Source organism: Bradyrhizobium sp. AUGA SZCCT0160, assembly GCF_018130105.1.
Lineage (GTDB): Bacteria > Pseudomonadota > Alphaproteobacteria > Rhizobiales > Xanthobacteraceae > Bradyrhizobium.
The window spans coordinates 573,210-599,003 of the sequence record NZ_JAFCMD010000001.1 but is presented as its reverse complement, the minus strand read 5'-3'; the positions used below and the strand labels follow the sequence as shown (position 1 = coordinate 599,003).

Sequence of the window (25,794 nt, the reverse complement as noted above, 5' to 3'; positions counted from 1 at the left end):
CCCGCCGTGTCCGCCACCCAGCCAGCCCCTGCAGCACGCGCAACCTCGCGCGCGTCAGGCATTCCCGGCGTGAAGCACGTCATCGCGGTCGCGTCCGGCAAGGGCGGCGTCGGCAAATCCACCACCGCCTGCAATCTCGCACTCGGTTTTGCCGCCATCGGGCTGAAAGCCGGCATTCTCGACGCGGACATTTATGGTCCATCGCAGCCAAAACTGTTCGGGCTGCGCGGCAAGCCGCGCCAGGTCGGCCCGCGCATGCTGGAGCCGCTGGAGCGGTTTGGCGTCAAGGTGATGTCGATCGGCTTTCTAGTCGAGGAAGACCTCGCCATGATCTGGCGCGGGGCGATGGTGATCTCGGCGATCACGCAATTGCTGCGCGAGGTGGCGTGGGGCGATCTCGATATTCTGGTCATCGACCTGCCGCCGGGCACCGGCGACGCGCAGCTCACCATGGCGCAGCAGGCGCCGCTGGCGGGCGCAGTCATTGTCTCCACACCGCAGGACATCGCGCTGATCGACGCGCGGCGCGGCATCGCGATGTTCGAGAAGGTCAACATCCCGATCCTGGGTCTGATCGAAAACATGTCGGCGTTCTGCTGCCCGGCCTGCCAGAAGCTCACGCCGATCTTCGGCCATGGCGGCGCACGGCAGGACGCCGAACGGCGCGGGATTCCGTATCTCGGCGAGATACCCCTCGATATCAAAATTCGCGAGACGTCTGACGATGGCCGCCCGGTGGTCGCGACCGAACCGGACGGCGTTCATGCGCGCCACTACATCGCGATCGCCCGCGATGTCTGGAGCACGATCACGTCAGGCGCAGCAAGCCGGCCGCCGCCTCGCATTATCATTGAGTGAACGAAACGGCGCTTGATCGCATCGCAGCGCGAATGCTGGCGGCGCCGCGATTGTGCCGCGCAGATTTTCGAGATACGAAAGCGTTATATTTTCTTCGAGATATTTAAGGGAGAAATATCGTGCGCTTATTGAGAAATTTTTGGATTGATGACCGCGATCCTCTTGTTAGCTCTCACCGCCAACGGACCCGCAGCCCATGCCGACAGCTTGAAGGAAGCCACGGCCGCGTTTGCAAAAAAGCAATATGCGGCGGCGATCAAACTGTTTCGTCCGCTCGCGGAAAAGGGCAACGCCATCGCGCAATACAAGGTCGCGGTTATGCACCGGATGGGCCTCGGCGTTCCCAAGAGCGAAAAGGAAGCGCGGAAGTGGAGCCGGCTCGCCGCCAAGCAAGGCAACCCCCAGGCCCAGACGTTGCTCGGCAGCCTCTACTACAAGGCCAGCGGCGAGGAATCGCCCGACACCGTCCGCGCCTACATGTGGTATGAAGTGGCGGCTGCGCAGGGCAATGCCGAGGCCAAGAAGGATCTCGCTTTGCTCACCAAGGAGCTGACCCCGCAGCAGGTCAGCGAAGCGCGCGACAAGGCGCAGAAATGCAAGTCGTCCGGCTACGAGCAGTGCGATTGAGCGAACGTACTTCTCACGACAGGTAGGCCGGCATCATCCTCGCGCTCGCCGCTAGCGAAGGCAGCAAGAGCATTCGCGAAGCGTCGATGCGCTCATCCCTTCGGTTTGGAATCCGGCGGGCAATCCTTTCGGACCACCATGGGCTTGTCGCCGCTTTGCACCGTCGGTGCGGCCGAATTGGCGCCGCCGGCGTCGGGAAGGATCGCGCTCTTTCCAACTGCCATTGAATTCGACGTCTTTTCGTCGCCGTGTCCCGAGGTCGCGGAGCCCGTTGTCGAGCAACTGGTCTCCGGCTTTTCGCTTGACGGCGTCGTCGATTGCGCGGCCGCAGGTCCGATGACCAACGATCCCACGAGAATTGCTGCGGCAGCACGAATCATTTTGCTCTCCCATAACCAAAAGGTTCTCGAAATTCGGAAGACAAACGTTCAGCGACAGCGATAGTTCCCCGGCGCCAGCCCCTTTCAGAATGGCAGCGCGACGTCGCACTTGATCTCCTTGAGGATGACATTGGTGCGGACGTGACGGATGCCCGGAATCTTGAACATGAACTCGTCGAGAAACCGGTTATAGGCGGCCATGTCGGCGACGACGACACGCAGGTGATAGTCGGCATCCCCCGTCGTCGCAAAGCACTCGAGCACCTCGGGGCGCCGTTTCACGCGCGCGACGAACTGGGTGACGAAGTTCGTGTCGTGGCGATCGAGCGACACATGCAGAATGGCTGAAGTCAGGAAGCCGGCCCGCTCGCGGTCGACCAGCGCCGCATAGCCGGTGATGACGCCGGACTCTTCGAGCGCCCGCACCCGGCGCCAGCACGCCGACGGCGACATGCCGACGTCGTCGGCGAGATCCTGGTTGCTGCGGCGGCCGTCTTTCTGGAGATGGTTCAGCAGCCGTCGATCATGTCCTTCAATCATGCTGGGCTCTCCTTTGGACTGCGGTGACAAAGTATACCGAATGACAGGTCGTTTCTGGTAGTTTCTACCATAATAGACGGAAATTTCGAACAATCAGGACAATTCTTCCGCCTGATCGGGTCGACACTTTCACCGACCTGACACGGCGGGAGGCCGACATGACCCAGACCCTGACGACAGGCAGAGACCTCGACGATTACGCCTTGATGGACCGATACACGCGCCAGAGCGGGCGTGTGCTGCTGACGGGCACGCAGGCGCTGGTGCGCATCCTGCTCGACCAGCGCGACCGCGATTCTGCCGACGGCATCAACTCGGCCGGATTCGTCTCCGGTTATCGCGGTTCGCCGCTCGGCGGCGTCGATCTGGAACTCTGGCGCGCGAAAAAACTCCTGAGCGAACGGCGCATCGAATTCCTGCCCGCCGTCAACGAAGACTTGGCCGCCACCGCCGTGCTGGGATCGCAGCAGGTCGAAACCAACCCGGCGCGCGAAGTCGATGGCGTGTTCGGCCTCTGGTACGGCAAGGGCCCCGGCGTCGACCGATCCGGCGATGCGTTGAAGCACGGCAATGCCTACGGCTCCTCGCCGCATGGCGGCGTGCTGGTCGTCGCCGGCGACGATCATGGCTGCGTGTCGTCATCGATGCCGCACCAGTCGGACGTCGCCTTCATGGCGTGGTTCATGCCGACGCTTAGCCCGTCGAGCGTGGCGGAATATCTTGCCTTTGGTGAGTACGGTTACGCGCTGAGCCGGTTTTCCGGCATGTGGGTCGGCTTCAAGGCGATCTCGGAAACGGTCGAGTCCTGCGCCTCGGTCGAATTGCCGGCGCGCCGCCTGTTCAACCCGCCGGCATTCGAACCGCCCGCCGGCGGCCTGCACTACCGCTGGCCGGACCTTCCCGGTCCGCAGATCGAGCAGCGGCTGGAAGCCAAGAAGAACGCGGTGCTGGCATTTGCCGCCGCTAACCCGATCGACCGCAGGATCTACGACATCCCCGACGCCACCTACGGCATCGTCACGACAGGCAAGGCTCATCTCGACCTGATGGAAGCGTTGCAACTCCTGGGGCTCACCGAATCCGAATGCCGGCGGCTTGGCATCGACATCTACAAGGTCGGGATGGTGTGGCCGCTCGCACATCACGACGCGCTGGAATTCGTCCGGGAGAAACGCGAGATCCTCGTGATCGAGGAAAAGCGCGGCATCATCGAAAGCCAGTTCAAGGAATATTTCTACGACTATCCCGGCCACAAGCCCGAACACATGGCCGGCAAGAGCGATGAAAACAATGACCCGCTGGTGCCCTGGGTCGGCGAATTGTCGCCGCGGCTGCTGGCGCCGATCGTCGCCAAGCGGCTTGACCTGATCTTTCCGGGCCTCAACCTCGCATCGCGCGCCGAACGCCTGCTGCGCCCAAGTGCTGACATCATCAACATATCAGGCGCGACCCGCACGCCCTATTTTTGTTCGGGCTGTCCGCACAACACGTCGACGAAGGTGCCTGCGGGATCGCAGGCGCTGGCCGGCATCGGCTGTCATTTCATGGCGAGCTGGATGGGTCGCGATACGAGTTCGTTGATCCAGATGGGCGGCGAAGGCGTCAACTGGATCGCCTCCTCGCGCTTTACCGGCGGCAAGCACGTGTTCCAGAATCTCGGCGAAGGCACCTACTATCATTCCGGATCGATGGCGATCCGCCAGGCGATCGCCGCCAAGACCAACATCACCTACAAGATCCTGTTCAACGATGCGGTCGCGATGACCGGCGGCCAGCCCGTCGACGGACCGATCAGCATTCACTCCATCGCCCACGAAGTTCGTGCCAACGGCGTGGCGCGGATTGCGATCGTGTCCGATGCGCCCGAACAATTGCATGCGAGCGATTTTCCCAACGGCGTAACCATCCATCCCCGCGCGCAGCTGGACGCCGTGCAGCGCGAACTGCGACAGATCGCCGGCGTATCCGTGCTGATCTATGAGCAGGAATGCGCCACCGAGCGGCGGCGCAAACGCAAGCGCGGCCAGGCGCCCGAGCTGAAAAAGTTCGCCGTCATCAACGATCTCGTCTGCGAGGGCTGCGGCGATTGTTCCGTCGAGTCCAACTGTCTCAGCGTCGAGCCCAAGGAGACGCCGTTCGGCCGCAAGCGCCAGATCAATCTCTCGACCTGCAACCAGGACTTTTCCTGCGTCAACGGCTTTTGCCCGAGCTTTGTCACGGTCGAAGGCGCGACCCGCCGCAAGAAACAGGGAGCGGGCATCGACGCGATGGCCCGCACGACGGCGCTTCCTGAACCAAGCCTCCCCTCCCTCGAGAAACCGTTCAACCTGCTGGTGACCGGCGTCGGCGGCACCGGCGTCATCACCGTCGGCGCGTTGATCACGATGGCGGTGCATCTGGAGGGCAAGGGCGCATCGGTACTGGATTTTACCGGATTCGCGCAGAAATTCGGTCCGGTGCTGAGTTTCATCCGGCTCTCAAACAAACCTGAAGATATCCACCAGGTCCGGATCGATCAGGGCGCCGCCAACGCGTTGATCGGATGCGACATCGTGGTGAGTTCATCGCCGAAGGCGTCCGGCACTTACGGACCTGACATGCGGGCGATCGTCAACACCGCCGAGATGCCGACCGGCGACATCGTGCGCAATCGCGATGCCAGCCTGGAGGCAGCGGCGAGACTTCGGCACCTCGAGCGCGTCGTCGGATCGGACAATTTCAGGAGTCTTGACGCGAACCGGCTATCCGACGCGCTGTTCGGCGACACGGTCTTTGCCAATGTGATCATGCTCGGAGCGGCGTGGCAGCAGGGCCTGGTGCCGGTGAGTTCGGCAGCGCTGATGCGCGCGATCGAGTTGAATGGCGTTGCGATCGAACAGAACAAGCAGGCTTTTGCCAGCGGGCGCCTCGCCGCGGCGGATCGTGATTTTGTGACGTCGCTATTTGGGCAGGCCAAAAAGGAAGAGACGCTGGACGAAATCATCTCTCGCCGTGTCGAGTTCCTCACCGCCTATCAGGATGCAAACTATGCCGATCGTTACCTCAAATTCGTCGGTCAAGTCCGCGCCGCCGAGGAACGTCACGTAGCCGGCTCGCAGGCGCTAGCGACCGCCGTCGCGCGGTCCCTCTTCAAGCTGATGGCCTACAAGGACGAGTACGAGGTGGCGCGGCTGCACATGGAGACCGGTTTCGAGGACAAGCTGCGGCAGGAGTTCGAGGGCGACTTCGCGATCAAGTATCATCTGGCGCCGCCGGTCCTGTCGTCCGGAAAGGACGCCCGCGGCCGGCCGCTCAAGCGTCAGTTCGGGCAATGGATCCAGACACCATTCCGGATTCTGGCGCGGCTCAAATTCCTGCGTGGCACGCCGTTGGACGTGTTCGGCTATACGCACGAGCGCCAGATGGAGCGCGGCCTGATCGACTGGTACGAAAGGCTCGTGACCGATCTCACACCCTGGATTTCACCTGACACCATCGAACGCCTGGCCAGGATCGCAGCGGCACCGATGGACATTCGCGGCTATGGCCCCGTGAAGCTGGAAGCGGTGGCGAAAGTACAAAAGGAGACGGAAGATCTGGTCCGTCTCCTGAAGTCGTCGCCACCTGAACGTCGCGCGGCCTAGCGGGCTTCTTCGAAGCCGGTGAGGACGGAAGTCAGGTTGGCACCGAGAATGTCGGAGAGGTACCCGCCCTCCTGGACGAACACGGTCGGAAGCCCGAGCCGCGCGATGGCGGCGCCGATGCGCCGGAATCCGGCCGTCGTCACAGCAAGCCCCGCGAGCGGATCGTGCTCCGACGCATCGAGACCGAGTGCGACTACCAATGCACCTGGTGCGAAGGCATCGATGGCTTTCTTTGCAATGCCAAGCGACGCCATGTAGCCGTCATCGCCGGTGCCGATCGGCAAGGGAATATTGAGGTTGGTGCCAAGGCCGGGACCCGCACCGCGCTCGTGCGCGTAACCCCAGACGAACGGATAGTAGGAAGTGGGATCGGCATGGATCGACACGGTAAACACGTCCGGCTGTTCGTAGAAAATGCCCTGCGTGCCGTTGCCGTGATGGACGTCGACATCGAGGATGACAACACGCTCATGCCGCTGGCGCAGATGCGCCGCCGCAATCGCGCTGTTGTTGAAAAAGCAGAAGCCGCCGGCCATATCGCGGTAGGCGTGATGGCCGGGCGGACGGCACAGCGCGTAGGTCGCGTCCTCGCCGTCCATGACAAGCTGCGCCGCCGTCGTCGCCACATCCGTTGCCGCGCAGGCGGCTGCAAAGGTGCCGGGACCAATCGGAGCGGCGGTGTCGGCGGTATGCCAGCCGAGCCGGCCGACGATATGGGTCGGATAGGTTGCGGCATGGCGCACCGGATGGATGTTGGCGATCATTTCCGGACCGGCATTGCCAAGCGCGGACCAGGCCTCCCAGGCTTCGGCGAGAAAGCCGAGATATTCCGGACTGTGAATCCGTGCGCGCGGGCCCTGCCCGAATAGTGTGGGCGCAACCAGTTCGTGCTTGCCGGCCTTCAATCCCGCGAGCAGCCGGTCGGCGCGTTCGGGCTGTTCGGTGGTGCGCTGGACGACGCCGCGCACCAGAAAGAATTGCGGATCGTGGCTGCGGTGCAGTTCAGTGTAGACGGCCTTCACGCGGATACTCCTGTTTCCTGTCAATGAAATCTGGCGCGCACCAGCGTGCGCCGCCGGCTAAGCGGGAATCTCCCGCACGAGTTTTCCGACTTCGCGCCACGCATGACCGATGTGATAGTCGATATGCGCCACGATGCGTTCGGGATGGCCTTGTTCGATGGCAGCTAACACGGGTTCGTGTGTCCGGGCGATTTCATGCGGATCGTCGTACAGCCGGCCGATCAGGCCGATCACCATGCGCATTTCCGAGGCGAGATCGTCGAACAACCGCAACAGCCGCCGGTTCGCCGCGATCTCGCAGATCAGGCGGTGAAAGCGGTAGTCCTCCTCGACCTGCCTTGCGGGATCTTCCAGATCAGCGGTCTGATGCAGCACGTCGATCTGCCGCCGTAACATGTCGCGCGTCTCCGGCGTGAGGTTGCGCGCGGCGAGCACGGCCGCGTGCCGCTCGACGCACAGCCGCAAGTCATAGATGTCGTCGATATCGTCAGCGGCGAATTTGCGCACGAAGAAGCCGCGGCGCGGACTGGCCACCAGCAGTCCCTGCTGTTCCAGCAGCCGCGCGGCCTCACGCACCGGCGCCCGACTCACGCCAAGCTCCCTCGCGATCCCCGCTTCAACGACTTTGGAACCCGGCGCCAGCCGGCCTTCGACCACCGCCTGGGTCAAAAGACGGGCGACCTGACCGACGAGATCGGTGTCGGCGAGGGCTGGCAATCCGACCGGCGGGGACAATGTGCGCATCAAAATGGGTCCATTTTGGCCGGTTCTTATCCGATTTTGGTCGGTTTTACCACTTGTACATAATTTAAGCGTCGATTGTCGACAGTTTAGTCTTGTCATGAGCCTAGTTGCGATGCAACCCTTGGACCTGTTCAAAAAGGGTGCATTCCAATAATGACAGCGCACGTACCGCCCCCGGCCATCAAGGACGGAACCCGGCAAGCCCGAATCGATCTCGCCGCCGCCTACCGGCTGATTCACCGGCTCGGCCTCGACGACAGCATCTACACCCATATCTCGGCCCGGCTGCCGGGCAGCCATGACCGCTTTCTGATCAATCCCTACGGCCTGCGGTTTGAAGAGGTCACCGCGTCCAATCTGGTCACCGTCGATATCGACGGCAACGTCATCGACGACCCGCTGGACCTCGGCATCAACCCGGCCGGATTCACCATTCACAGCGCCGTGCATGCGGCGCGCACGGATGCGGCCTGTGTGCTGCACACCCACACCGTCGCCGGCGTCGCGGTGTCCTGCCAGAAGCAGGGACTGCTGCCGCTCAATCAATGGTCGATGCAATTCACCGACCGCCTCGCCTATCACGATTATGAAGGCATCGCGCTCGATCTGGATGAGCGCGAGCGCCTGGTCGCCGATCTCGGCGACAAGTTCGTCATGGTTTTGCGCAACCACGGCATGCTCACCTGCGGCCGTTCCGTCGCCGAAGCCTTCAAGCTGATGCACAATCTGGAGCGCTCGTGCCGCGCCCAGCTCGCGGTCCAGGGCGCCGGCGCCGAGATCGTGCCGCTCTCGGAAAGCGTCGCCCGCAAGACCGCCGGGCAATACGCGACGTTCTACGACAGCATCGAAGTCCAGGGTTTGCCGGACATCGAATGGACCGCCTTCAAGCGGATGCTGGAACGGTCAGATCCGGATTTCACGAACTAGCTCCCACTCAAACTTCAACGCAACGCGCGCCGCTCAGGCGATCAAGAGAGAGATGTCATGCTGAAGCAATTTGTTATGGGTCTCGCTGTGGTAGGCGGCCTTTCCGGAGGCGCCCTTGTGCTCTCCAGCACAGCCCTTTCCAGTAAAGCCTTTGCGCAAGAGCCGAAGGCCGGCGGCATCGTCAATGCCGTGATCCAGCCCGAACCGCCGGGCCTGATGATGGGCATCGTGCAGAACGGCCCGACCCAGATGGTATCAGGTAACATCTACGAAGGCCTGCTTCGCTACGGTCCGAAGCTGGAGCCGCTGCCGGGTCTCGCCGAAAGCTGGAGCGTCAGCGAAGACGGCAAGATCTACTCGTTCAAGCTCCGTAAGGGCGTCACCTGGCATGACGGCAAGCCGTTCACGGCGGCCGATGTCGTCTTCTCGATCGAATTCCTCAAACAGACCCATGCTCGCGCGCGCGGCAATCTGGCTCAGCTCGACAAGGTGGAAACACCAGACGATTCCACCGTCGTGTTCACGCTGAAGCAGCCGTTCGGACCGTTCCTCGGCATCTTCGAAGTCGGCTCGATGCCGATGATTCCAAAACACATCTATGAAGGAACCGACTTCAAGACCAACCCGGCCAACAATACGCCAATTGGCACCGGCCCCTTCATGTTCAAGGAATGGCAGAAGGGCTCGTTCATCCGGCTGGTCAAGAACCCGAGCTACTACATCAAGGGCAAACCCAACCTCGACGAGATCTACTGGCACGTCATTCCCGACGCCGCGGCGCGGTCGGTGGCGTTCGAGACCGGCAAGGTCGACGTGCTGCCGGGCGGTTCGGTCGAGAATTTCGACGTTCCGCGTCTGAGCAAGCTCAAGAACGTGTGCGTCACCGGCGCAGGGTGGGAATTCTTCAGCCCGCATTCCTGGCTGTGGCTCAACAACCGCTCCGGCCCCACGGCCAACAAAAAATTCCGTCAAGCCGTGATGTTCGCGATCGACCGCAACTTTGCAAAGGACGTGATCTGGAACGGCCTCGGCAAGGTCGCGACCGGTCCGTCCGGCTCCTCGATCAAATACTACACCGACGCGGTGTCGAAATACGATTTCAACCCGGCGAAGGCGAAGGCCCTGCTGAAGGAGGCCGGCTACAATGGCGAGAAGGTTCGGCTGCTGCCGCTGCCCTATGGCGAAACCTGGCAGCGTTGGGCCGAAGCCGTGAAGCAGAATCTGCAGGATGTCGGCATCAATATCGAAATGGTGGCGACCGATGTCCCCGGCTGGAACCAGAAAACTGCCGACTGGGACTATGATATGGCCTTCACCTATCTCTACCAGTACGGCGATCCCGCGCTCGGCGTCGGCCGCAACTACGTCTCGAGCCAGATAACGAAGGGCTCGCCGTTCAACAACGTCGAGGGCTATTCGAATCCGGAGATCGATCAGCTGTTCGCGGACGGCGCCGTCGCCTTCCCGGATTCCAAGCGGGCGGAGATCTACACCAAGGCGCAGAAGATCCTGACCGACGACGTGCCGGTGGCATGGCTGCTCGAACTGCAGTTCCCCACCATCACCCGCTGCAACGTCAAGAACCTCGTCACGACCGCGATCGGCGTCAATGACGGTTTCCGCGACGCGTGGATCGAAAAATAATCTCGTAACCACCCGGCCACGGCGGCGCTCCAGCGCTTCGCCGCGGCCGGATACTCCAACACCATGCCTTTAACGCAGCGGAAATCCACACGATGCTCGCATTCATTGCCCAGCGCATTGGCAAGGCCGTCATCGTCCTCTTGGCAATCGTCGTCCTCAACTTTTTCCTGATCCGGCTGGCGCCGGGCGATCCGGCGCTGGTGATGGCCGGCGAAGCCGGCGCCGGCGACCAGATCTTCCTGGCCCAGCTCCGCGAAAAGTTCGGCCTCGACCAGCCTTTGCCGGTGCAACTGTTTCTCTACGTCAAGGGCATCATCAGCCTCGATCTCGGCTTTTCGTTCCGGCAGCAAATGCCGGTTTCAAAGCTGATCCTCGACCGGCTTCCGGCCACCCTGCTGCTGACAGGCACGGCGTTCGCGATCTCGCTCGCCTTCGGCGTCCTGTTCGGAACGCTGGCGGCGCGCCGCGCCGGCAGCTGGACCGATACCGCGATCACGGTGTTGGCGCTGATCTTCTACGCCACGCCGCTGTTCTGGGTCGCGCTGATGGCGATCCTGCTGTTCTCGGTCACGATGGATTGGCTGCCGAGCTTTGGCTACGAAACCGTCGGCGCGAATTACACTGGCCTCGCCCACGTGCTGGATGTCGGCGCCCATCTCATCATGCCGGCAACAACGATCGGCCTGTTCTTCATGGCCACCTACGCCCGCATGACCCGCGCCTCGATGCTCGAGGTCAAGCGTCTCGACTTCGTCAAGACCGCGCGCGCCAAGGGTTTGCGCGATGCCGTGATCCAGCGCCGCCATGTGCTGCGCAACGCGCTGCTGCCGGTGGTGACGCTGGCGGGATTGCAAGCGGGCACCCTGGTCGGCGGCGCCGTGCTGACCGAAACCGTGTTCGCCTGGCCCGGCATCGGCCGCCTGATGTACGAGGCGCTGCTGCAGCGCGATTACAACCTTTTGCTCGGCGTCTTCGTCGTTTGCTCGGCGATGGTGCTGGCCTTCAACCTGATCACCGACCTGATTTATCGTTCGGTCGATCCCCGCATCGAGTTTGCCGCATGAGACAGTTTTGGCGAATGATGCTCCGCAATCCCGGCGGGCTGATCGGCCTCGTGATCCTGACGATTGCGATCGCGGTCGCGGTGTTCGGTCCCCTGCTGTTCCCCACCTCGCCCTGGCGAATGGTGCAGCGGCCGTTCCTGCCGCCGTTCACGCTGGCCGGCCTGCCGCTCGGCACCGACGCGCTCGGCCGCGACGTGATGGCGGGCATTATCTACGGCGCCCGCGTCTCGCTGCTGGTCGGGCTCGTCTCGACGCTGGCGGCGCTCGCGATCGGCGTTCCCGTCGGCGCGGCGGCCGGCTATTTCGGCGGCCGGATCGGCGACGCCCTGATGCGCTTCACCGAATTCTTTCAGACCGTGCCGAGCTTTGCGCTTGCGATCGTGCTGGTTGCGGTGCTGCAGCCGTCGATCGTCTCGATCGTGATTGCGATCGCCATCGTCAGCTGGCCGCCGGTGGCGCGGCTGGTGCGCGGCGAGGTGCTGTCGCTGCGCACCCGTGAATATGTCCAGGCGGCGATCGTGACCGGGCAGACCAACAGCTGGATCATCTGGCGCGAGATCCTGCCCAACGCGCTCTCCCCGGTGATCGTATTGGCGTCGCTGATGGTCGCCACCGCGATCCTGCTCGAATCCTCGCTGTCTTTTCTCGGCCTTGGCGATCCCAATCTGATGTCGTGGGGTTACATGGTCGGCGCCGGCCGCACCGTCATTCGCCAGGCCTGGTGGATCACGGTGTTTCCCGGCGTCGCCATCCTGATCTCGGTGCTGGCGCTGAACCTAATCGGCGAAGGTCTCAACGATGCGCTCAACCCGCGTCTCAACAAGGACGGGCGCTGAGCATGTCTGACGCCGCCGTAGTCATCAAAGACCTCAAACTGGCACTGCCGCCTGGCAGTGACCGCGCTTACGCCGTGGACGGCGTGTCGTTCGAACTCACCGCCGGCAAGATCCTTTGCGTCGTCGGCGAATCCGGCTCCGGCAAGTCGATGTGCGCGCATGCGCTGATGGGCCTCTTGCCCGACACCGTGATCGCCGAGGCCGGCGAGATTACCTTTGGCGGACAAAACCTGCTGACCCTCGACCCGGATGGCTGGCTGGGCTTGCGCGGCCGCCGGGTGGCCATGGTGTTTCAGGAGCCGATGACGGCGCTCAACCCCTTGATGCGGATCGGCGACCAGATCGCCGAGATGTTCGAGGCGCACGGTCTGTTGACGCCGAAAGAGCGACGGCAGAAAGCCCTCGGTCTGCTGCGCGAAGTCGGCCTGCCCGACCCCGAACGTAGCGTGCGCGCCTATCCGCACCAGCTCTCGGGCGGCCAGCGGCAGCGCGCGATGATCGCGATGGCGCTGGCGCTCGAACCGGCGGTACTGGTAGCCGACGAGCCGACGACGGCGCTCGACGTCACCACGCAGGCGCAAATCCTGAAACTCATCCGCGACCTGCAACGCAGCCGCAACATGGCGGTGATGTTCATCACCCATGATTTCGGCGTCGTCACCGATATCGCCGATCGCGTCGTCGTGCTCCAGCACGGCAAGGTGGTCGAACAGGGCGCAGCCGACGACGTGCTGCAGCGGCCGCAACATCCGTATACAAGGGCACTGCTCGCCGCTGTCCCAAAACTGCAGCCGCCGGCGCGCGCTTCCCGGCTCGACCGGCCGAAGGTGGTCGAGGTGATCGGTATCGAAAAAACCTATGTCAGCGGCGGCGGCTGGTTTCAGCCGACGCGCAGCGTCCAGGCCGCCAAGGAAGTCAGTTTTGAGATTTTTCAGGGCGAGACGCTCGGCCTAGTCGGCGAATCCGGTTCCGGCAAATCCTCCATCGCTCGCCTGATCATGCGCCTGATCGAGCCGGATGCCGGCACCGTGCGGCTCGGTGAAACCGACCTGACGCGCATCAACGGCAAGGCGCTGCGCGAGCAGCGCAAGCGCATCCAGATGGTGTTTCAGGATCCGTTCGCCTCGCTCAATCCGCGCCGCAAGGTCGGCAACATCATTACCGATGGCCCGATCGCGCACGGCGCGGAGCCTGCGGCGGCGCGAGCGCGCGCCCACGATCTGCTGGGTCTGGTCGGCCTCAATGCCAGCGCCATGGAACGTTTTCCGCACGAATTCTCCGGCGGCCAGCGGCAGCGGATCGGGATCGCACGGGCGCTCGCGCTCGACCCGGAAATCCTGGTGGCGGATGAAGCCGTCTCCGCGCTCGACGTCTCCGTGCAGGCGCAGGTTCTGAACCTGCTCGAAGACCTCAAGACGCGGCTTGGGCTGTCGATGCTGTTCATCACCCATGATTTACGGGTGGCAGCGCAGATCTGCGACCGCATTGCGGTGATGCAGCGCGGATCGATCGTCGAACTGAGATCAGCCGCAGCGCTGTTCTCCTCTCCCGAGCACCCCTATACGCGCGAACTTCTTGCCGCGGTGCCCGGCCAGATATCATCTTCCAAGGCGGCGTGAACGATGCGTTGTGCGCTTGTCAGCAGCAGCCTGGATATTCGCGGTTACCTCGGCACAGAATTCGCTCGCATCGCCGATCGCATCGAAATCGTCGATCATCGCCGCAACGGGTCCGACGCGGACATCAGCCTTGCGATCGCATGGCACCCGCCAGCCGATGCCTTCGAGCGTTATCCGAACCTGAAGGCGGTCTGTTCGATCGGCGCGGGCGTCGACAATATAGTCGCCTGCCCGAGCCTGCGGCCGGATATCGACGTCGTTCGCATCGTCGATCCCCTGCAGGCGCAGACGATGTCAGGCTTTGTCATCTGGCATGCGATCTCGCATCAGCGGCGTTTCGCAACTTATCTGGCCCAGCAGCGTGACGGAATCTGGAAGCGCCTCCCGCAGCGTGCCGCGCAGGACGTGCCGGTCGGCATCCTCGGCTACGGCGAAATCGGCCAGCGCGTTGCCGCCGACCTTGCGCAGCTCGGTTTTCCCGTCATGGCGTGGAGCCGGACGGCGAAGCCGACGCCCGCCTCCGTCCGGGGATTCCACGGCCCCGCCGGCCTCTCCGCCATGCTTGGTGAAAGCGAGGTGCTGGTGAACCTGCTGCCGTTGACGCAGGAGACCCAAGGCATTCTCAGCGCAAAACTGTTCGCCCGCATGCGCCGCGGCGGCTATCTCATCCAGGTCGGTCGCGGCGAACATCTGGTCGAAGCGGACCTGCTGGCCGCCTTGGAAAGCGGTCAACTCGACGGCGCCGCACTCGACGTGTTCGCGGCCGAACCGCTGGCGCCGGCGCACCCGTTCTGGCATCATCCCAAAATCGTCGTGACGCCACACGACGCCTGCGAAGTCCGGGTCGAGGCCGTTGCGACCACGGTCGTCGCAACCGCCGACGCAATACAAACCGGCCGACGGCCGCCGAATGCCATCGACCGCCAACGCGGCTATTGACCGGTCGCGCGCCCCAAAGGATCACGGCCTAAAGGACACTGCGGTGCCAGACTCCTCTCCCGCGATTGACGCGGCACATCCGATCGATGGCCTGCGCGCCGCATCAAGCATTCCGGAATCGCTTGCCACGGAACTGGCGGCCGAACATTACGGTCTGCCGGTCACGGTGCGTCGCCTCGACAGCGAGCGCGATCAGAATTTCCGGCTGCGGGCGCCGGACGGACGCGAATATGTGCTGAAGATCGCGAACCCCACAGAGGATCGCGCGGTCACGAATCTGCAGACCGAAGCCCTGGTTCACCTGGCCGCCGCCGACCCCGGACTGCCGGTGCCGCGCATCTTCCCGGCGTCGAACGGCGCAACGGAACTCGAGGTCGGCTTCGACGACGGCTCGACGCGGATCGTGCGTCTCCTGTCGTTTCTTGCCGGAACGCCCTTCCACACCGTCGAGAGTTCGGCGGCACTGCGGCGCGACCTCGGCCAGTGCGCCGCACGGATGACGCGGGGGCTTCGCGACTTCCGGCATCCCGGCGCCAATCACAAGCTGCTGTGGGACCTTCAGCACGCCGCCGAATTGCGTCCATTGATTGACGCCGTCCCGGCCGACCGACGCACTCTCGTCGAGCGCACCCTGGATCGGTTCGAGACGCACGCCCTTCCCGTGCTGTCCGGCCTGCCCAAACAGCCGCTTCACAACGATCTCAACCCGCACAACATCGTCGTCGATTCCGCCAACAGCGAGCGGATCGCCGGAATCATCGACTTTGGCGACATGACGTCGACCGCCCGGGTCGTCGACCTCGCCGTGACAGCGGCGTACCAGGTCGTCGATGGCAGCGATCCGCTCGCGCCTGCCTGCGACATGATCGCGGCCTACGATGCGGTCACGCCGCTCGAGCCCATCGAATTCGAGATATTGTTCGACCTGATCGCGACGCGCATGGTGATGACCATCGTGATCAGCAGCTGGCGGGCCATCCGCTATCCCGGGAATCGGGACTATATTCTGCGCAACAATCCGGCGGCCTGGGGCAGACTGCAGCGAATCGCTGGTATTCCCCGGGCCCAGGCCCGGCAGCAAATTCAGTCTGCCTGCAATTCGGAGTAAGACAGATGTCTATCGACGAGACCGCTTCGACAAATGATCTGATCGCGAGGCGCAAGCGGCTGCTCGGACCGGCCTACCGGCTGTTCTACGAACAGCCCGTGCAATTCGTCCGCGGCGAAGGCGTGTGGCTCTACGATCCCGCCGGCAATGCCTATCTGGACGCCTATAACAATGTCGCGTCGGTCGGACACTCGCATCCCCACGTCGTGCAGGCGATCGCGCGGCAGGCCGCGGTGCTGAACACGCACACGCGCTATCTGCACGAGACCGTGCTCGATTATGCCGAAAAACTGCTCGCCACCTTCCCGGCCGGGATCAGCCAGATCATGTTCACCTGCACCGGCAGCGAGGCCAATGATCTCGCGCTGCGCGTGGCCCGCACCTGCACCGGCGGCACCGGCTTCATCGTGACGGAAACCGCCTATCACGGCGTCACCAGCGCGCTGGCCGAGTTGTCGCCTTCGCTTGGGCTGCCGCTGGCGAAGGACAGCCACGCCCGGCTGGTGCCGGCGCCGCGCTCCGCCGGCGACGACACCGGCGAGATTTTTGCCCGGCACGTGCGCGGCGCGCTCGATGACATGAAGAAAAACGGCATTCGCCCAGCCGGACTGTTGGTCGATACCATCTTCTCCAGCGACGGCGTGTTCGCGGACCCCGCAGGCTTCCTGCGCCCCGCGGTCGAAGCGGTGCGTGCGGCCGGCGGCATCTTTATCGCCGACGAGGTGCAGCCCGGTTTCGGCCGCACCGGCGAGCAGATGTGGGGCTTTGCCCGCCACGGCCTCATTCCCGATCTGGTCACGATGGGCAAGCCGATGGGCAACGGCCATCCGGTCGCCGGCATGGCGGCGCGTCCGGAAGTGCTGGCCGAATTCGGCGCGCGGTCGCGCTACTTCAACACTTTTGGCGGCAATCCCGTCTCGGCGGCCGCCGGCATAGCCGTGCTCGAAGTGATCGAGTCCGAAGGCTTGCTGGCGAATGCGCAGCGCGTCGGCGGCTATCTGCGTGATCAGTTTCGGCAGCTGCAGGCGCGCCATCCATTGATATCAGAGGTACGCGGCGCCGGATTGTTCTTCGGCGTGGAGCTGCGGCATGGCGGACCGGCCGGCACGCCGGCCGCGAGCGAAACCGCCGCCATCGTCAACGCGCTGCGCGAGCGGCGCGTACTGATCAGTGCGGCGGGACCGCAAGCCAATGTCCTCAAGATCCGGCCGCAGCTGGTGTTCAGCACCGAGCACGCCGACATACTGATCGAGCGGCTCGATCAATCCTTGCAGGCACTCGACAAAACCTGACGCTAGAATCCGGCCGCGCTGCCATCCTTGCGGCAGTCGGAGCCGGCGATCAGCGAACCCGTTGCCCGGTCGCGCCAGATGATCTGCCCGCTGCCGAGCGGAACGATCGGCCGGCTGATCTTGTGCCCACGCTTCTGCAACTCAGCCTCGATGACCGGCGAGATACTCTGTTCGAGATCCAGTACGTCGTCGTGGCCAAAACTGCGGGGCACATCGAGCGCTTCCTGCACGTCAAAGCCGCGGTCGATGATCCCGGTTAATAGTTCGACGTGCCCCATCGACTGGTAGTGCCCGCCCATCACGCCGAACGGCGCCACCGCCTCGCCGTCCCGCATCAGCATGCCCGGGATGATCGTGTTCATCGGCCGCTTGCGCGGAGCGACGCAATTGGGATGCCCCTGTTCGGTGTTGAACGTGAAACCGCGGTTGTTGAGCATCACACCGCTTCCCGGCGCCAGGATGCCGCTGCCGAACGCCTCGAACAGCGAATTGATCAGCGACAGCGAATTGCCATCGCGGTCGACCACGCAGAGATAGATGGTATCCTTGTGCGGCCGCGCCGGAAACAGCACCGGCGGCTTTGCCCTGTTCGGATCGATACGGCGGCGCGCCTGATCGCGCCATTCCGCCGACAGCAGATACTCGACCGGCGTCTCGACTTGCGCTGGGTCGCCGAACAGCGCATCGCGGTGCAGATAGACCTGCTTGCTGGCCTCGGCAAAGATGTGGATGCGGTCGACATCGGACATGTTGCCGATGTCGTAGCTCGAGAGCACGTTGAGCATCATCAGGGCGGCAAGTCCCTGCCCGTTCGGCGGACATTCATAGACCTGATAGCCGCGATAGTCCGTCGACACCGGCGTGACGTATTCCGGCTGCGCGCTGGCAAAATCGTCGAGCGTATGCAGACCGCCGATCGAGCGCAGTTTTTTCACGATGTCTTCGGCCACCGCGCCCTGGTAGAAACCAGCCTCTCCCTTTTCCGCAACCAGCCGCAACGTCGCCGCAAGCTGCGGATTACGCATGCGCGCGCCGGCGACCGGCGCCTTGCCATCGACCAGGAAGGATTTCGCGGTGTCGGGATCCCTGGCCGCGATGCCGGCGTTGCGCGCCCAGTCCCAGGCGACGCGGGACTGCACGATGTAGCCTTCTTCGGCGAGCTTGATCGCCGGCTGGAGGATTTCACCAAGGCTGCGCGTGCCGTGGTCCTTCACCAGTTGCGCCCAGGCGCCGATCGCGCCGGGCACCATCACCGCATGCGGCGAATGCTGGGTGATCGAGATCTTGCGCTCGCGATACCATGCGGCCTCCGCCGCCGCCGGCGAGCGGCCGGAGCCGTTGAGCGCAATCGGCGTCGCACGTCCCTTCGGGGCATAGAGCGCGAAACAATCGCCGCCGACGCCTGTCATCATCGGATCGACCACGCATTGCACGGCGACCGCCGCGATCCCGGCATCAACAGCATTGCCGCCAGAGCGAAGCATTTCCAATGCCACCAAGGTCGACATCGGGTGCGACGTGGCGGCGGCCGCCTGCGCGGCATAGACCGGCGAGCGGCCGGGGAAGAAAAAATTACGCAATTGAGAAACTCCTTCAGGGCATGATCCCGAAAAGTGGAATCCGGTTTTCGGAAAAGATCATGCCCTCTTATCTTGAGAGGTTAAAGAGACCGGACGGCTCTAAAACCGTGCGAGGCCGCTTCCAGCGCCGCATCGATATCAACGGCCTGGTGGGCTGCGGACAGGAACATGTTGTGCACGGGATGGAAGAATGCGCCATGGCGCAAGGCCGCCGAACAGAACGCCCGCCCCTTTTTCACATCCGGATCGGCGTCGAACAGCATCAGCGGCATTTGCGGCGGACCGCTCTGACGGATCGCGATGCCGTGCTGATTTGCCAGCGACGCCAGCCCCTCACGCAGCCGCAGGCCCATAGCGCGGATATGGCCGGGGACATCGGTTTCCCGTGCGATACGCAGCGTGGTTCGCGCCGCCGCCATCGCCACCGTGCCGCACCAGAATGATCCCGTGACAAACACTTTTGATGCCGCCTCGCGGAATTTATCATTGCCGGTCACCGCCGCCAGCGCGTAGCCATTGGCGATGGCCTTGCTCCAGGCGGCGAGATCAGGGCGCACGCCGAGCGCCTCCCAGCTTCCCCTGACATCGAGCCGCAGCCCGGTGCGCACCTCGTCGAGAACGAGCGCGGCACCGGTGGCGTCGCACGCGGCACGTGCAGCGGCGGCGAATTCGCGCGTCGGCAATTCGAGATCGCGGGCGATATCGTGTCGAAAACCGGTGACCAGGATCGCGGCAAGATCCTTGCCCGCTTCATCGACCGCCGCCTGCAGGCTCGCGACGTCGTTGTATTCAAAGTGCAGCAGATGCGCACGGTCTTCGCTGGTGACGCCGGCCACGCTCGGCGAACACCATGGCAACGCGCCGTGATAGCTTCCCTTGGCGACCAGCACCTTGCGCCGACCGGTGCCGGCCCGTGCGATCGTCACGCAAGCCGTGGTCGCGTCACCGCCGTTCTTCTGGAACATCGCCCAGTCAGCATGCGGCACCATCGCGACGAAATCTTCGGCCAGGTCCACCATCACCTCGCCCGGGCCGTTCAAACAATCGCCCAGGGCCGCCTGCGCCTCGGCCGCGGCCTGCACCTCGGGGTGACGATGGCCGAGCAGCACCGGCCCCCAGCTGCACATGAAGTCGATATATTCGCGCCCGTCGACGTCGCGCACCCGGCATCCCTCGGCGGAGGCGAAGAACTGCGGATAGCCTTCCGGCAGCCGCGCGGCGTTGAGATGTCCCCACATGCCGCCGGGCACCACGCGCTGGGCTCGCGCCCGCAACATCGCATCCGCGCTCTGTGTTTCGCTCAATACCGCTGCTGGCTTGTTCATGGCGTCCTCTTGGTGTGCGCTTGTTGTTTTTCTCGGCGGCCGCAGACGTGGCGCCTCCCCGCTTCGATGAAGGGAGAGACTCCATCCCGCCATCAAAGCATCGCACGCGAACAACGGCAAGATGCCGGCGAAATGCGTGCCCGTCGGGCATGGCTTTGCATGCACGCATGCGTATGATGCGTCCGCCGCAAGAACAACAAATCAGAAAAGCTCGGGAGCGCCCTGTGACCGCAACCACCACCCGGATCAACCCGGCCGATCACCTGCCGGACTATGTCAGCCCGGCGCAGGTGAAGGGGCTGCTCGGCCCTGTCGACATCTGGCGCGATGCGTGGGGCATCCCGCATGTCCGCGGCAGCACCTTTCAGGATGCATTCGCCGGGCTCGGGTTTGCGCAGGCGCAGGACCGGCTCTGGCAGATGGAGGCATTGTTGCGGCGTGGCACCGGTCGATATGCCGAATGGCTCGGCGCCCGCGCGGTTGCCGGCGATGTGATTGCCCGGCAGATGAATGGCGACGCCGCCTCGCGCCGTGACTATGCCCTGCTCGGCGACGAGGCCAAGGCAATGCTGGTGGCGTACGCGCGCGGCGTCAACGCCTTCATCGCGCTGCGCCGATGGCCGGTCGAATACAAAATCCTCGGCTGCGAACCTGTCGCCTGGGAGCCCTGGCATTCCATCGCTGTCATGCGGCAGATCGGGTTCCTGATGGGATCGGTGTGGTGGAAGCTGTGGCGCGCCGCGGCGCTGCCGATCGTCGGCGCCGACAACATCGCAAAACTGCGCTTCGATGATGGCGGCAGCGATCTGCTGTGCGTGCCGCCAGGCGTCGAAGGCAAAAGGCTGGCGGCTGCGCTTGCCGATCTCAAGCCCGGCATCTCAGCGCTGCTGGCGACCGCCCAGGAGCAGATGGGCGCCGAGCTCGATGGTGGCAGCAACAATTGGGCGATCTCGGCCGAGCGCACCGCGACCGGCCGGGCGATCGTCGCCGGCGATCCGCATCGAATATTGGAGATGCCGAACATGTACGCGCAGGCGCATCTCGCCTGCGACGAGTTCGACGTCATCGGCCTCACCGTCCCCGGCGTGCCCGGTTTCCCGCATTTTGGTCACACAGCCAACGTCGCCTGGTGCGTGACGCATGCCTTTGTCGACATCCACGATCTCTATGTCGAACAATTCGACGCCGACGCCCGCCACTATCGCTTCAAAGGAGAGATGCTGCCCGCGACGCAGCGCCCTGAAACCATCAAGGTGCGAGGCGGCAATGACGTTACGATCAACGTGGTCGAAACCCAACATGGGCCGGTGATCGCGGGCGACCCGACAAAGGGCACCGCGCTGGCGCTGAAATCCGTGCAGTTCGCGGTGCCCGACGCCTCATTCGATTGCATGATGCGGATGCTGCGCGCCAAATCGGTCGAGCAACTATACGAAGCGACGCGCGGCTTTGCGCTGTTGGACCATAATGTCGTTGCCGGCGACACGTCAGGCGAAATCGGCCATCGCGTGCGCGCCTTGGTGCCGAAGCGGCCGCGCTCCAATGGCTGGCTGCCGGTGCCGGGCTGGACCGGCGAGCACGAATGGGACGGCATGGTGCCGTTCGAAGACATGCCGCATACGATTGCGCCGGATAAAGGAATGATCGTGACCGCCAATAATCGCGTGGTGGAGCCCGAGCGCGAACCTTATCTCTCGACCGACCCGATGCCGCCGCACCGCACCCGCCGCATCTGGCTGCGGCTCAAGGAATTGAAGCGGCCCTCGCCCGAGCAGATGCCGGCCATTCACCGCGACCTCCTGAGCATTCCCGCCATCGAAATCCGCGAACGCCTTCGCGCGATCGGGCTGCCGGCGCAGACGAAGCAATTGTGCGACCTGATCCTCGGCTGGGATGGCGAGATGCGCGGCGACTCGGTCGCGGCCGCGGCGTATTCCGCCGTCCGGCTGGAGTTGACAAAGCTCGCGCTTCGCCGATCGGGCCTCGACAAGACCACTGAGAGCGATTTCACCAAGGTGGCACCGGGCCTGTTTCCGGAAGTCCAGTTCTGGTGGACGCTGCCGCAACTGCTGCGCAGCAATGACGAGAGTCTATTGAAGGGCGCGACCTGGAATGAGCTGCTGCGCGAGGCTGTTGTCACGGTGTCGAAGAATGCGCCGACCGCCGATTGGGGCACGCTGCATACGCCAAAGCTCAAGCACGCACTCTCGGTCGCTTTCCCCGACTATGCCGGTCAGCTCGACAAGGATTGCGCCAAGATATCCGGCGACAATGATTGCGTATTCATGGCGGGATATTCGATGAAATTGGACTTCCAGGCCACATCGTCCGCACTGTCCCGCTACGTCTTCGACGTCGGCGCATGGAACAACTGCCGGTGGATCGTCTTCCATGGCGCGTCGGGCCATCCGGCCAGTCCGCATTACGCGAACCAGAACGCGACATGGGCGAAAGGCGAGATGGTGCCGATGCTCTACGATTGGGAAGCGATCAAGCGCGGGGCGAGTTCGCACCAGATGCTCAGCAGGAGTTGAAGGCTTGCTCAGCAAACTTCGTCATGCCCGGGCTTGACCCGGGCATCCACGTCTTGGCTCTCACGAAGCAAGAAAGACGTGGATGGCCGGGCATAGCGAGCGGAAGCGACGCCGTCCTTCAGACGGCTATGCCCGGCCATGACGAAGGAGAAAGTTACCGCGGCACCACGGCCGTCGCCTCGATCTCGACACGTGCGGCTTTCTCGACAAGCCGCACCACCTGCACCAGCGCCATCGCCGGGTAATGCGCGCCGAAGATTTCGCGATACACTTTTCCGAGCGCTTTCAGGTTCGCCAGATACTCCTCGATGTCGACGACATACCAGGTCAGGCGCACGAGGTGTTCGGGCTTCGCGCCGCCCTCCGCCAGGATCGCGAGTATGTTCTCCAGCGTCTGGCGCACCTGTGCGATGAAGCCATCGGCCAGTACGTTGCTGGCGTCCCAGCCAATCACGCCACCGGTCACGATCAGGCGTCCGTCGGCCGCCATGCCGTTGGCGTATCCCTTCGGCACCGGCCAGCCGTTCGGCTGCAGGATCTGCAGGCCTGAAGCCGGCCCCTCGCCCTTCGCTACCGGCAACACCGCCAGCGTGGGCCCTTTTTGCGTGCTCACAAGAATCTCTCCATCACTTCCAGATTGTTGTTTGACGCATTTTCTTTACGCGAACCGGTATCCACTTCGCTCGAAAACGCTATGCTATTCACTCCGCGGCCATGCCCGCCGAGGCGGGATTGGCCTGCGCCATCTGCCGCAGCGCGAACCGCTGTAATTTTCCGGTCCCGGTCTTGGGCAATTGCGCGACGAACTCGATCGCGCGCGGATATTTGTACGGCGCGATCGCGCGCTTGACGTGCTCTTGCAGCTCCGTCACCAGCGCCATATCGGCTTCGACGCCGGAGGCGACCACGATGTAGGCCTTGACGATCATGCCGCGTGCCTCGTCGGGCGCGCCCACGACGCCACATTCCACGACCGCCGGATGCGTCAGCAGCGCGGCCTCGATTTCGGGACCCGCGATGTTGTAGCCGGAGGAAACGATCATGTCATCCGAACGGGCGACGAACGACAAGCGTCCCGTCTCGTCGCGCACGAAGGAATCGCCAGTCAGATTCCAGCCGTCGCGCACGTAATTCGATTGCCGCGAATCCGCCAGATAGCGGCATCCGGTCGGGCCGCGAACCGCCAGCTTGCCGACCGTGCCTGCCGGCAACTCCTTCATGTCATCGTCAACGATCTTGGCCTCGTATCCCGACACCGGGCGTCCCGTCGTTCCCGCGACGGCCTCGCCGATCCGGTTGGTGATGAAGATGTGCAGCAATTCGGTGCTGCCGATGCCGTCGAGAATCGGCTTTCCGGTCTTGCAGGTCCAGCTGTCGAACACCGGCGCCGGCAAGGTCTCGCCGGCCGATACCGCCAGCCGCAGCGACGACAGATCCGCACCGTTGTCCATTGCGGCCATCATCGCGCGATATGCCGTCGGCGACGTAAAGCAGATCGTGGCCTTGTAGGTCTCGATGATCTTGACCATCTCGGGCGGCGAGGCGTTTTCCAGCAAGGTCGCTGTCGCGCCGAACCGCAGCGGGAAGATCGCAAGGCCGCCGAGGCCGAACGTAAAGGCCAGCGGCGGCGAACCGACGAACACATCGTCTTCGGTGACGTTGAGGACTTCCCGCGCATAACCATCGGCCACGATCAGAAGATCGCGGTGGAAATGCATCGTCGCCTTCGGCTCGCCCGTGGTGCCCGAGGTAAATCCCAGCAGCGCGACGTCGTCCCGGCCGGTCTTGACGGCGTCGAAACGGACCGGCTTGTTCAGCGCCACCCGGTCGAGCTCGGCGTCATGGTTCGATGTGCCGTCGAAATTCACAACCTGCTTGAGAAACTTGCTGGTCTTGGCGCATGCGACCAGTTCATCGGCGATGCGGCTGTCGGTCAGTGCCAGCGCGATCTCGGCCTTGTCGACGATTTTTGTCAACTCGCCGGCGCGCAGCATCGGCATGGTGTTGACGACGACGGCGCCGGCTTTGGTCGCCGCGAGCCAAGCCGCCACCAGCGCGGGATTGTTGCCGGAGCGGATCAGCACGCGGTGGCCGGGCTTGACGCCGTAATTCTCCACCAACGCATGCGCCAGGCGGTTCGACCAATCGGCAAGTTCCTTGTAGGTGCGCTGGCGGCCATTGCCGATCAGCGCGGTGCGATCACCGAAGCCTTTCTCGACGATCCGGTCGGTTAGTTCGACCGCGGCATTGAGATATTCGGGGTATTGGAATTCCGGCCGGTCAAGAACCAATTCCGGCCATTGGTCCGGCGGCGGCAGGTTTCGCCGCGCGAAATCATCGACGTGCCCCGATGGGCCAAGTTCTAAATCTCTACCTGACATTTCCATCGCCCTCGCGTTCGGGATGAAAGGCTTGTGAAGACCGTCCGGCAGTGCTCCATTGGCAATCATTTTATACTTAAAGTAATTTGGCGCAAGGGCCCAGATCAAGGCCGTTCCACTGTTTTTGGAAGCCGGCGCGCCGCCAGTTCCGGCTGCGCCTACGCCGACCGCGCCTTCGCGGATTTCTGCGCCGAGGTCTTGGTCTTGGCGAGCAGCCGCATCAATTCGCGGACATCCTTCGGCGTCAGATCCCGGAAGATGTCGGCGATCCATAGTTCATGCTCGGCCGCCATCTTGCGGAACTCGGCACGGCCGGCCTTGGTCAGGCGGATCACCTGGACGCGGCGATCGGCATCGGAGGTGCGACGGTCGAGGTGACCGGATTCGACGAGCCGTTCGACCAGCCCGGTGACGTTGCCGTTCGACACCATCATCCGCTTCGAGACGTCTGACAGCGTCATGCCGTCGGGCACCTTGTCGAGCTGGGCCATCAAATCGAAGCGCGGCAGCGTCACATCGAAGCGCTCGCGCAGACGGCTGCGAACCTCGCCTTCGATCAGGGTGGTACAGGTCAGAAGGCGGAGCCACAGCCTGATTTCATCCCCGTGATCCTCGGGGAGTTCGACCGCCTTGGTCTCTGAATCAAGCATCATGACGCCATCTTGTCCGATTTGCGTGTGCGGGGGAAAAGCGCAGCTTGCTATCATGGTCCAGATTTCTTTAGGGTTCAAGCATTTGGCGCGTAGCTTGC

General features: G+C 63.6%; 20 protein-coding genes and 1 pseudogene. 12 read left to right on the top strand and 9 right to left on the bottom strand.

From position 1 onward, the window contains the following. Together JQ558_RS02830 and JQ558_RS02825 are read left to right on the top strand one after the other, a co-directional pair. Positions 1-858: pseudogene (locus JQ558_RS02830) on the top strand (Mrp/NBP35 family ATP-binding protein); the annotation flags it as partial. A 147-nt stretch (positions 859-1,005) separates the two neighbouring features. Then, on the top strand, positions 1,006-1,485 hold the full coding sequence (locus JQ558_RS02825) for a tetratricopeptide repeat protein (protein ID WP_212205970.1): 480 nt from the start codon (positions 1,006-1,008) through the stop codon (positions 1,483-1,485). Between the two features lie 92 nt (positions 1,486-1,577). Here the strand turns inward: JQ558_RS02825 and JQ558_RS02820 are convergent, their stop codons facing one another. Beyond that, positions 1,578-1,865, bottom strand: coding sequence for a hypothetical protein (locus JQ558_RS02820; protein WP_212205675.1), 288 nt, complete (start codon positions 1,863-1,865; stop codon positions 1,578-1,580). An 84-nt stretch (positions 1,866-1,949) separates the two neighbouring features. Beyond that, positions 1,950-2,405 carry an Lrp/AsnC family transcriptional regulator gene (locus JQ558_RS02815; protein WP_212276120.1) on the bottom strand — a complete coding sequence of 152 codons (456 nt, stop codon included), beginning with the start codon at positions 2,403-2,405 and terminating at the stop codon, positions 1,950-1,952. 158 nt (positions 2,406-2,563) lie between these two features. Here JQ558_RS02815 and JQ558_RS02810 point away from each other — a divergent pair, with 158 nt between their 5' ends. After that, entirely contained in the window at positions 2,564-6,028 is a 3,465-nt protein-coding gene (locus JQ558_RS02810; protein WP_212292770.1) for an indolepyruvate ferredoxin oxidoreductase family protein, read from the top strand. Here the strand turns inward: JQ558_RS02810 and JQ558_RS02805 are convergent. Together JQ558_RS02805 and JQ558_RS02800 are read right to left on the bottom strand one after the other, a co-directional pair. Beyond that, complete coding sequence (locus tag JQ558_RS02805; protein WP_212292769.1) at positions 6,025-7,050, bottom strand: histone deacetylase family protein; 1,026 nt, start codon at positions 7,048-7,050, stop codon at positions 6,025-6,027. The two genes, JQ558_RS02810 and JQ558_RS02805, sit on opposite strands and share 4 nt — an antisense overlap. Before the next feature lie 57 nt (positions 7,051-7,107). Continuing rightward, entirely contained in the window at positions 7,108-7,794 is a 687-nt protein-coding gene (locus tag JQ558_RS02800) for a GntR family transcriptional regulator (RefSeq protein ID WP_212205668.1), read from the bottom strand. A 153-nt stretch (positions 7,795-7,947) separates the two neighbouring features. On the opposite strand from JQ558_RS02800, the gene JQ558_RS02795 reads away from it, so the two are divergent. The 8 genes from JQ558_RS02795 to JQ558_RS02760 all read left to right on the top strand — a co-directional run bounded on the left by JQ558_RS02795 (position 7,948) and on the right by JQ558_RS02760 (position 17,223). Next, entirely contained in the window at positions 7,948-8,721 is a 774-nt protein-coding gene (locus tag JQ558_RS02795; protein ID WP_212292768.1) for a class II aldolase/adducin family protein, read from the top strand. Positions 8,722-8,778: 57 nt separating this feature from the next. After that, on the top strand, positions 8,779-10,365 hold the full coding sequence (locus tag JQ558_RS02790) for an ABC transporter substrate-binding protein (RefSeq protein ID WP_212292767.1): 1,587 nt from the start codon (positions 8,779-8,781) through the stop codon (positions 10,363-10,365). A gap of 92 nt (positions 10,366-10,457) precedes the next feature. After that, complete coding sequence (locus tag JQ558_RS02785; RefSeq protein ID WP_212205662.1) at positions 10,458-11,429, top strand: ABC transporter permease; 972 nt, start codon at positions 10,458-10,460, stop codon at positions 11,427-11,429. After that, on the top strand, positions 11,426-12,265 hold the full coding sequence (locus JQ558_RS02780) for an ABC transporter permease (protein WP_212205660.1): 840 nt from the start codon (positions 11,426-11,428) through the stop codon (positions 12,263-12,265). The genes JQ558_RS02785 and JQ558_RS02780 overlap by 4 nt, the downstream gene beginning before the upstream one ends. A gap of 2 nt (positions 12,266-12,267) precedes the next feature. Next, positions 12,268-13,884 (top strand): ABC transporter ATP-binding protein, encoded by a 1,617-nt coding sequence (locus tag JQ558_RS02775; RefSeq protein ID WP_212292766.1) that lies wholly within the window; start codon positions 12,268-12,270, stop codon positions 13,882-13,884. A 3-nt stretch (positions 13,885-13,887) separates the two neighbouring features. Continuing rightward, positions 13,888-14,823, top strand: coding sequence for a glyoxylate/hydroxypyruvate reductase A (locus JQ558_RS02770; RefSeq protein WP_212292765.1), 936 nt, complete (start codon positions 13,888-13,890; stop codon positions 14,821-14,823). After that, positions 14,795-15,931, top strand: a complete 1,137-nt coding sequence (locus JQ558_RS02765; protein WP_212292764.1) for a phosphotransferase — start codon at positions 14,795-14,797, stop codon at positions 15,929-15,931. Before JQ558_RS02770 ends, JQ558_RS02765 begins: the two co-directional genes overlap by 29 nt. A 5-nt stretch (positions 15,932-15,936) precedes the next feature. Continuing rightward, complete coding sequence (locus JQ558_RS02760) at positions 15,937-17,223, top strand: aspartate aminotransferase family protein (protein WP_212292763.1); 1,287 nt, start codon at positions 15,937-15,939, stop codon at positions 17,221-17,223. Between the two features lie 2 nt (positions 17,224-17,225). On the opposite strand, the gene JQ558_RS02755 is transcribed toward JQ558_RS02760, so the two are convergent. Together JQ558_RS02755 and JQ558_RS02750 are read right to left on the bottom strand one after the other, a co-directional pair. After that, the gene (locus tag JQ558_RS02755; protein WP_212292762.1) at positions 17,226-18,803 is read right to left on the bottom strand and encodes a gamma-glutamyltransferase family protein; all 1,578 of its coding nucleotides are present in this window, start codon (positions 18,801-18,803) and stop codon (positions 17,226-17,228) included. A gap of 80 nt (positions 18,804-18,883) precedes the next feature. Beyond that, complete coding sequence (locus tag JQ558_RS02750) at positions 18,884-20,128, bottom strand: aminotransferase class III-fold pyridoxal phosphate-dependent enzyme (RefSeq protein WP_212292761.1); 1,245 nt, start codon at positions 20,126-20,128, stop codon at positions 18,884-18,886. Between the two features lie 224 nt (positions 20,129-20,352). Between JQ558_RS02750 and JQ558_RS02745 the strand changes: the two genes are divergently transcribed. After that, a complete protein-coding gene (locus JQ558_RS02745; protein ID WP_312014947.1) occupies positions 20,353-22,662 on the top strand; it encodes a penicillin acylase family protein in 2,310 nt (769 codons plus the stop codon). A gap of 154 nt (positions 22,663-22,816) precedes the next feature. On the opposite strand, the gene JQ558_RS02740 is transcribed toward JQ558_RS02745, so the two are convergent. The 3 genes from JQ558_RS02740 to JQ558_RS02730 all read right to left on the bottom strand — a co-directional run bounded on the left by JQ558_RS02740 (position 22,817) and on the right by JQ558_RS02730 (position 25,696). Then, on the bottom strand, positions 22,817-23,275 hold the full coding sequence (locus tag JQ558_RS02740; protein ID WP_212292760.1) for a RidA family protein: 459 nt from the start codon (positions 23,273-23,275) through the stop codon (positions 22,817-22,819). Between the two features lie 88 nt (positions 23,276-23,363). Continuing rightward, on the bottom strand, positions 23,364-25,043 hold the full coding sequence (locus JQ558_RS02735) for a benzoate-CoA ligase family protein (RefSeq protein ID WP_212292759.1): 1,680 nt from the start codon (positions 25,041-25,043) through the stop codon (positions 23,364-23,366). Between the two features lie 158 nt (positions 25,044-25,201). Continuing rightward, positions 25,202-25,696: a MarR family winged helix-turn-helix transcriptional regulator gene (locus JQ558_RS02730; RefSeq protein WP_212292758.1), complete on the bottom strand. Its 495-nt coding sequence runs from the start codon at positions 25,694-25,696 to the stop codon at positions 25,202-25,204. Positions 25,697-25,794 lie beyond the last annotated feature (98 nt).